This window comes from Spirosoma sp., assembly GCF_048594605.1.
Lineage (GTDB): Bacteria > Bacteroidota > Bacteroidia > Cytophagales > Spirosomataceae > Spirosoma.
In genome coordinates this window covers 1-6,986 of record NZ_JBMDWV010000431.1, presented here as the reverse complement: position 1 = coordinate 6,986, position 6,986 = coordinate 1, and the positions used below count along the sequence as shown (strand labels likewise).

Below are 6,986 nucleotides of genomic sequence, written 5' to 3'. Positions count from 1 at the left end.
GTCAGTAAATTATAATTGCGTGTTATTTCTGCTTCAATTTTAATGATCTCCTGTTGCTGTTCAACGCTGGGCACCTCCAGTTCAATATCTGCTATTTTCCCCATTGGCAGCGAAACATTCGCCATCCCCTTCATTAACGGTACTAAGACTTCGTCTTTATTATCCTGTAGATAAATGTGGAGGTATTTTGCTAGGATTAAGCTCTCATCTTTGGGAATAACGGCACATAGAATATTACCAAGTGCAAAAAAACCCTCTTGGTAATGTACTCGTTTCATACTGGCGTGGCCATGACCCGTTGATGACACCAACGGAATAATCACAGCTCCATTTGGTGCGTCAAACTGGTATTCGTTGTGCGACTTACGCTCTTCGGCCAACGTAACCATAGGATACGACCCCGCTACGGCTTTCATAATCCCAACGGCTCCTTTGGTTATTCTACATATGTCTCCTAAACGATAAATCATACTAATTCAGAAAGCTGTTTCAGGTCTGAGAGAATAGTGGCAATCGTAGACTGGTTTTGTTCTAACTTTCTGAGTATATCGTCTCGGTCGTATTCCACCTCTTCAACAGGACGGTGCGGATTCTTGATATCCAGATCAAAACCTCGTTCGCGGATTGTATCAATAGACACCCGCCAAGCATACTCATTTTCAACCCGATTGTCCCACCAATCCTTCTCAAGATCAAATTCACTTAGTTGGATCGGATTCGTTTTAGAGTATGATTTTGTGCCAGTTGGATAAATATGTTGAAAATACCAAACTTCTTGTGTAGCCATCTTGTGATTCTTGGGAGTATCAAATAATGGCCCGGCATTCTGAGTCAGGTCAACGCTTTGTTTCTTCTCAAAAAAAAGCAAATTCGTTGCTACCGTCGCATACGGCTTAAACACTGAGTTAGGCAAGCGAACAATAGTATGCAGGTTGCAGTCGGTCAGAAGCTTTTCGCGGATACGCTGTTTGACTCCATCGCCCGTCAGTGAACCATCAGGCAAGACAATAGCCGCCCGTCCACCCGGTTTTAACAGGTGAATCATCTGAATCAAAAACAGATCGGCACTTTCTTTGGTCCGGTAGGTCAGCGGGAAATTGCCTTCATTGCCATTAGCTACCGTTCCGCCAAACGGTGGGTTAGCCAGAATCACATCAACCCGGTCGCGGTCGCGGATGCTGGTATACTCACGGCTCAGAGAGTCGTCGTAAGCGATGTGAGGTAGTTCTACATCGTGCAGAATAAGGTTGGTCAACGCCAGTACAAAGGGCAATGGTTTATATTCTGTCCCCCGTACATTTTTCTGGATCAGTTGCCGGTCAGCTACGTTATTAGCTTGTTGCTTTAGATGCTCAATCGCGGCCGTCAAGAAACCTCCGGTACCACAAGCGGGATCGTAAATGATTTCGCCCAGTTGCGGGTTAATTATATCGGTCATGAACTGAGTCACAGCGCGAGGGGAATAGAACTCTCCACTGTCACCCGCCGATTGCAGTTCCCGAAGAATATTTTCATACAGGTCGCCAAAGAGATGGCGCTCTGTGGCGCTATTGAAGTCGATTTCGGCCAGCTTATTACAAACCTTACGCAGATTCGTCCCCGACTTCATATAATTGTTGTTCCCTTCGAATACTTCTTGAATAAGCAATGCGCGGGGATTAGCGGCACCTACACTGGCAGTGTGGGCTAGCTCACGTAGTGTAGGAAATAACCGTCGATCCACAAATTCAAGGAGTACGTCACCAGTCATTCCTTCTGAGTCAGCAGCCCAATTACGCCATTGGAAATCAGTTGGAATAGGGGATACGTAACCATCAACGAGCAGTTCCATTTCCTGGTCCTTGTCGTCGAAGATTTTCAAAAATAGCATCCACCCGAGTTGTTCAATACGTTGAGCATCGCCGTTGACACCCTTGTCTTCGCGCATGATGTCGCGGATGGATTTAATAATGCCTTGTAAATTGGCCATTTAAACGTCAATGAGAATATAAGTTAATCGGTAATTACTACGTCTTCAGTTTCATCAACGGGTATCTCTTCTAAAGCTATTTGATCAGGCGTTGTTCTAGCATACGCGTTACCTGTTCGCTGTTTAACTGCCTCCAAGATTTGTTCGCCCCGTGCCTGGACAAACGCTGGATACTCGTCTCGTAGTAAGGCATTGTAGGCTTTGCGGTCAATGAAATGACTACCCAGATAGTTCATAAACCCAGATTCTGTCCTTGAGTCAGCTACAAGGGCTTCTTCACCTGTTTCGTCAGCATAGCCTAGCATATACTGACTTGGTTTTTTGTTCGATATTTCGCGGTTGAGTGCCCCCGAAATTAGAGCAAAATTCACCACCGAATGAATGTTCTGATCGTTTATTCCTAATTCCTGTCGTCGTGAGTAAGGAAATAAATGATGGTTCTGTTGTGAGTTTGAACGCGATACCTGTGTTTGTTCCAGATTGACGGGTTGCCCGTTATGGAAATCCAGGGGCTTTTGTAAGGCCATTAGGCACAAAACTCCATTCTTAACAACCGACGCATTCTTCATTTTTACCCGTATCAAATCGCTAACTGTCAGCGTAACCGGGAAGGTATTTGGCTGCGCACTGCCGGCTAACAAACTTCTTACCCATTCAGCATCATCTTTCATTCGGCTTAAGCTTGAGCTTGAAAAACGTTGTGAGAAGGTAGACGTCCAGAACCACTCGTTTAAAAGACTTACATGCTCGGCACGAACAGACGAACGACCTGAACAGTAGAAATAATGCTGAATTACTGAGAGTTGAGAGTTATAAGGTAGGAAGGAATAATTCGCTACGCCTAAAGTTCGTAAATAGTCAATTGCCCGACGAATGCATTCTGCAGTTTGAGGCCAATGTTGTCTTCCTAAATCAGCTGTTAATTTAAGTTGACTACCCTGAAGACAATCATTAAAAATATTGAGAGCTAACGACTGTGTAAAAACTTCTGAATCAAGCGCACCATATACTCTCATAGGGAGCTCCTGATTAAACTCATCTACTTTATCCCGTAAGTCAAAATCCGTAGCCCAGGCACCAGCGTGCACCAGATCGAACAATGAGAGCCGTTTTCCTCCCTGATTGATACGCTCGAAAATATCGACTACTTCATCCAACTGCATATTCGATGACTTAATAATGCTTATTGGATAGTCGGAGAACTGCTGACGACAGTTTTCCCAAGCCGAAGCATAATCTGTGTTATTCTCCGCATCAAAGAGTACGTAGCGCCGTAAAACTTCCGAATAAGCTGTAGTATCCATTAACTTCCAGGCCGGTTCGTTATGCCGATCACTGAGCAAGCGTGGTATTTTGAATTCACAACTTTCCAGATTAAAGCAAATAGCGCCGTAATTAATTGTACGGATGGTTCTGTTACGTAAGGCGACAAATAATGAAGTGGTTCGTTGCTGCCCATCCAAGATGAATTGATAACGGCCAGACTCTGGTTGAGCAGGTAGACCTAATTCAGGAATCTCCCGATTAAAGTGAGCAAATTGCGAGTCGGCTTCCCATAAAAACAGCGATCCGATAGGAAATTGCTTATAAATGCTATTTAGTAATTTGACCACTTTAGTCCGTTCCCAGACATAGCCACGTTGAAAACGGGGGATTTTTATATTTCCCTGTTCCATCTGGTCAAATAGCTTTCTGAGATTCCAGTTATTGATGATTTCAATGCGTTGAGGCATAGCAACGATTTTACTAAAGGTAGTTTTTGGTTTAGGCAGTGATTCTATAGATCTGATTTTCCAGGTCTCGAACGGCTTCAAGATATTTATCTTTACCACCAAAGGTTCTTATAATCTCCATCGGTGATCCGAAGCGGTCGAAGGGTTTCACTTGTAAGACTTTTACATCTTCAATGTTTTGAATGCCTTCATCAGCATATTTATCAAGAAGGCTTTCTAATACAGCTCGAGCTTGTTCGCCATACTTAGTGAAGTAATCACGCTTCTTCACTTCATTAGCTCGCTCCTGGCGGGTCAGCGGTTTTTGGTCGTAAGCGACGTGGCAAATTAAGTCGAACAAGTCCGCGTCTTTATCTACGGCGTCAAGAAATGTGTCAAGCAAGACTCCTTGTTCGGTCAGTTCCTGAACGATGGCTTCTTTACGGTCATTTGCATTCCAGTAGGTCATGAACTCGGTCATAGTCTGGAATTTTGCTCTGAATTTGTCGCGGGTATAGTCTTTCAAACCTACCATAACGGCCTTTCCATCATTATCAAAAATCAGATCGCGACTAGCCAGAATGGTTACGTCTACGCCATTGACAAACACTTTACGGTCGTCGTTGACAACAGCTTCGTTATCTTCAACGATATACCGAATTTTAGGGGGCTCAGGTGTAAGTTCGTCACCCGTTTCTTCATCTATTATAGGTACATCAGCAGCTATTTCTTCGTCTTCTACATGTTCTATCGTATCGTCCTCACTGACGACTTTAATACGTACCGGATCTCCATCGAAAGCTGGGTCAGCAAACAGATCGGTAACGTTTCGGAAGTCGAGGATAGTAAAATATAGCTTCCCAAATTCCTCATTGATACGTGTTCCCCGGCCAATTATCTGCTTAAATTCAGTCATTGACTGGATATTACTATCCAGAACAATCAGTTGGCAGGTCTGCGCATCAACGCCTGTTGTCATCAGTTTTGATGTTGTCGCAATGACTGGATAACGTTCCTCAGGATTGATGAAGTTGTCAAGTTCTCGCTTCCCTTCTTCCTCATCGCCCGTAATTCGCATGACATATTTGCTGTTTTGGCTAACCAAATCAGCATTGCAGCGAGCCAATGCCGATCGCATTCCTTCAGCGTGTTCAATGTCAACACAAAACACGATCGTTTTCATAAATCGACCTTGACCGTGCAGATACTCGGTGATTTTCTGCGCTACCAGTTTCCGACGCTCTTCGACGACAATATTTCGGTCGAAATCTAAACGATTGTAGATGCGGTCTTCAACTGGATTACCACGTTTATCCTTTTTCCCTTTCTCGGGCCGCCAGCCTTCAAGGTCAATATTTAAACCAACGCGAACAACCCGATAAGGAGCCAGAAATCCGTCGTCAATACCTTGCCGAAGTGAATATGTATAGACTGGATCGCCAAAATATTCGCTGTTAGAGATATCGGAGGTTTCTTTAGGTGTTGCCGTCAGACCAATCTGCGTAGCCCTATTGAAATAAGCCAGGATTTCGCGCCAAGCTGAATCTTCAGATGCGCTACCCCGGTGACACTCATCTACTACAATAAGGTCAAAGAAGTCGGGAGAAAAATCCTTAAAAGCATCAATACCTTCTGAACTAGTCAACCCCTGATATAAACCTAAATAGATTTCGTACGCTTTATCGGTTGAATCAATACCCCGCTTACGGCTTGATACCATTTGCTCCTTCCCATCGATCGACACCAGTTTTTTACGAATGACTGTCATTTTATCTCGGAAGTGCTTAAAGTCTCCTCGGCGGGTCTGGTCAATCAGGGCCGTACGGTCAGCGAGAAAAAGAATACGCTTTTTAAAACCGCTCTTCCACAAACGGTAGATGATCTGAAACGCTGTGTAAGTCTTACCAGTGCCTGTCGCCATAACGAGAAGAATCCTATTTTGGCCTTTAGCAATAGCTTCAACAGTTCGGTTTACGGCTATTTGCTGATAATAACGAGGTTTTCGACCGGTGCCATCCTGATAGTAATCCTGTGAAGCAATGAGTTCTGCGGTTGTAGTTTCAATGCCTTTATATCGCTTATATGTTTGCCAAAGCTCATCCGGAGTTGGAAAGGCATTTAGATCCAGTTCCTGCTCAATCGTTTCATCAGCAGCTGTTCGGTCATGATATATAAAACCGTCACCGTTAGAAGCGAACACACAGGGAATATCAAGAATGCGAGCGTACTCTAAGGCCTGTTGCATACCATCGCTAACAGAATGCGTATTGTCTTTGGCCTCAATTATAGCTACAGGGATGTTAGGCTTGTAATAGAGAATATAATCGGCCCGCTTTGCTTTTCCTCGCGCCGTCATCTTCCCCCGGACGTAGATGCGCCCATCTGTAAATGTAACCTCCTCCAGAAATTTATCTTTCCAGCCAGCCTGTTCAATGGCCGGTGTAATATACTTAGTGCAGATATCGCGTTCAGAAAGGGTTCTTTTGGAAAGCATTGTAATAGCTTGTAGCCTGGAGAACGTCCAGAACCTTATATAGTGCAGATAAAATAAACTTTGTCTTCTCGCCGGGTGATAAACTCATAATGCTACCCCTTACAGACAAATGTAATACTAAATCGATGTTACTCAATGAAGGTTTATGGGTCTTATAGCTGAGTTTTTTAGAAAATTTTTAGAAAAGATTACATGGATAGGACTAGTAGCTTTGGAAGCGATGAAGGCTTTAAAAATCAAGGAAAATTAGATTTGGTGGGGAATCTGAGCGATCTCCTAAAATTGCGCAATAGGGGACACTTTCATAAAAGTTATGAAGGCCTGGTCCAGTTTATGGTTATGTCATACGAAATAGGTAAGAATAAGGTATTTGATATCTGGCTTGATTACTACCGCAATAGTTTAACGTTGTGGGGATTTGATTTTTCTGTACCTCGAGGTGGCAGAGAAAGTAAGCTATTATATACCTGCGAGAAAAAGATTATTCATGATGAAAAGGCTGTTGAGTTAATCAGGGCATTTTTAAAAAGCAAAAACCGTCTATACCTAGCCGAAATTCAAAAGGCTGCTCAACTGTTAAGTGAACTGAGCTTGGACCAGCCGAAAGGAGTAAAGGTTTTATCAGAAATTAAGGCAGTTGATTGGGAGCAACTAAGTAAAGGAGAAAAGCATACTGTATTAAATGAAAGTAATGAAGTAGCCCCTAAATTATCGTTACGTGAAGTCGCGCTACTATATATCTATAGAGATCAAAGTATTGAAAGAATCGACTCAAATACCATAGCGAAACACTATGGCTACACAAGTGGGG

5 protein-coding genes are annotated in these 6,986 nt (G+C 43.4%); 1 reads left to right on the top strand and 4 read right to left on the bottom strand.

Annotation, left to right across the window (positions count from 1 at the left end; translation table 11 throughout):
* From ACOJS8_RS27175 to hsdR, 4 genes are all read right to left on the bottom strand, one after another.
* Positions 1-470: restriction endonuclease subunit S (locus tag ACOJS8_RS27175; protein WP_420151700.1), on the bottom strand; the 470-nt coding region annotated here is incomplete at its 3' end.
* Positions 467-1,969 carry an N-6 DNA methylase gene (locus ACOJS8_RS27170; RefSeq protein WP_420151699.1) on the bottom strand — a complete coding sequence of 501 codons (1,503 nt, stop codon included), beginning with the start codon at positions 1,967-1,969 and terminating at the stop codon, positions 467-469. The genes ACOJS8_RS27170 and ACOJS8_RS27175, both read right to left, overlap by 4 nt.
* A 23-nt stretch (positions 1,970-1,992) precedes the next feature.
* The gene (locus tag ACOJS8_RS27165) at positions 1,993-3,801 is read right to left on the bottom strand and encodes a GmrSD restriction endonuclease domain-containing protein (RefSeq protein ID WP_420151701.1); all 1,809 of its coding nucleotides are present in this window, start codon (positions 3,799-3,801) and stop codon (positions 1,993-1,995) included.
* On the bottom strand, positions 3,734-6,175 hold the full coding sequence (hsdR, locus tag ACOJS8_RS27160) for an EcoAI/FtnUII family type I restriction enzme subunit R (protein WP_420151698.1): 2,442 nt from the start codon (positions 6,173-6,175) through the stop codon (positions 3,734-3,736). The genes ACOJS8_RS27165 and hsdR overlap by 68 nt, the downstream gene beginning before the upstream one ends.
* A gap of 192 nt (positions 6,176-6,367) precedes the next feature.
* On the opposite strand from hsdR, the gene ACOJS8_RS27155 reads away from it, so the two are divergent.
* The coding region (locus ACOJS8_RS27155) for a hypothetical protein (protein ID WP_420151697.1) at positions 6,368-6,986 on the top strand (619 nt) is incomplete at its 3' end.

What these genes read in the sequence shown, in the direction of transcription:
- ACOJS8_RS27170 (WP_420151699.1), bottom strand. Translation starts at nt 1,969, where the DNA reads ATGGCCAATTTACAAGGCATTATTAAATCCATCCGCGACATCATGCGC.
- hsdR (WP_420151698.1), bottom strand. Translation starts at nt 6,175, where the DNA reads ATGCTTTCCAAAAGAACCCTTTCTGAACGCGATATCTGCACTAAGTAT.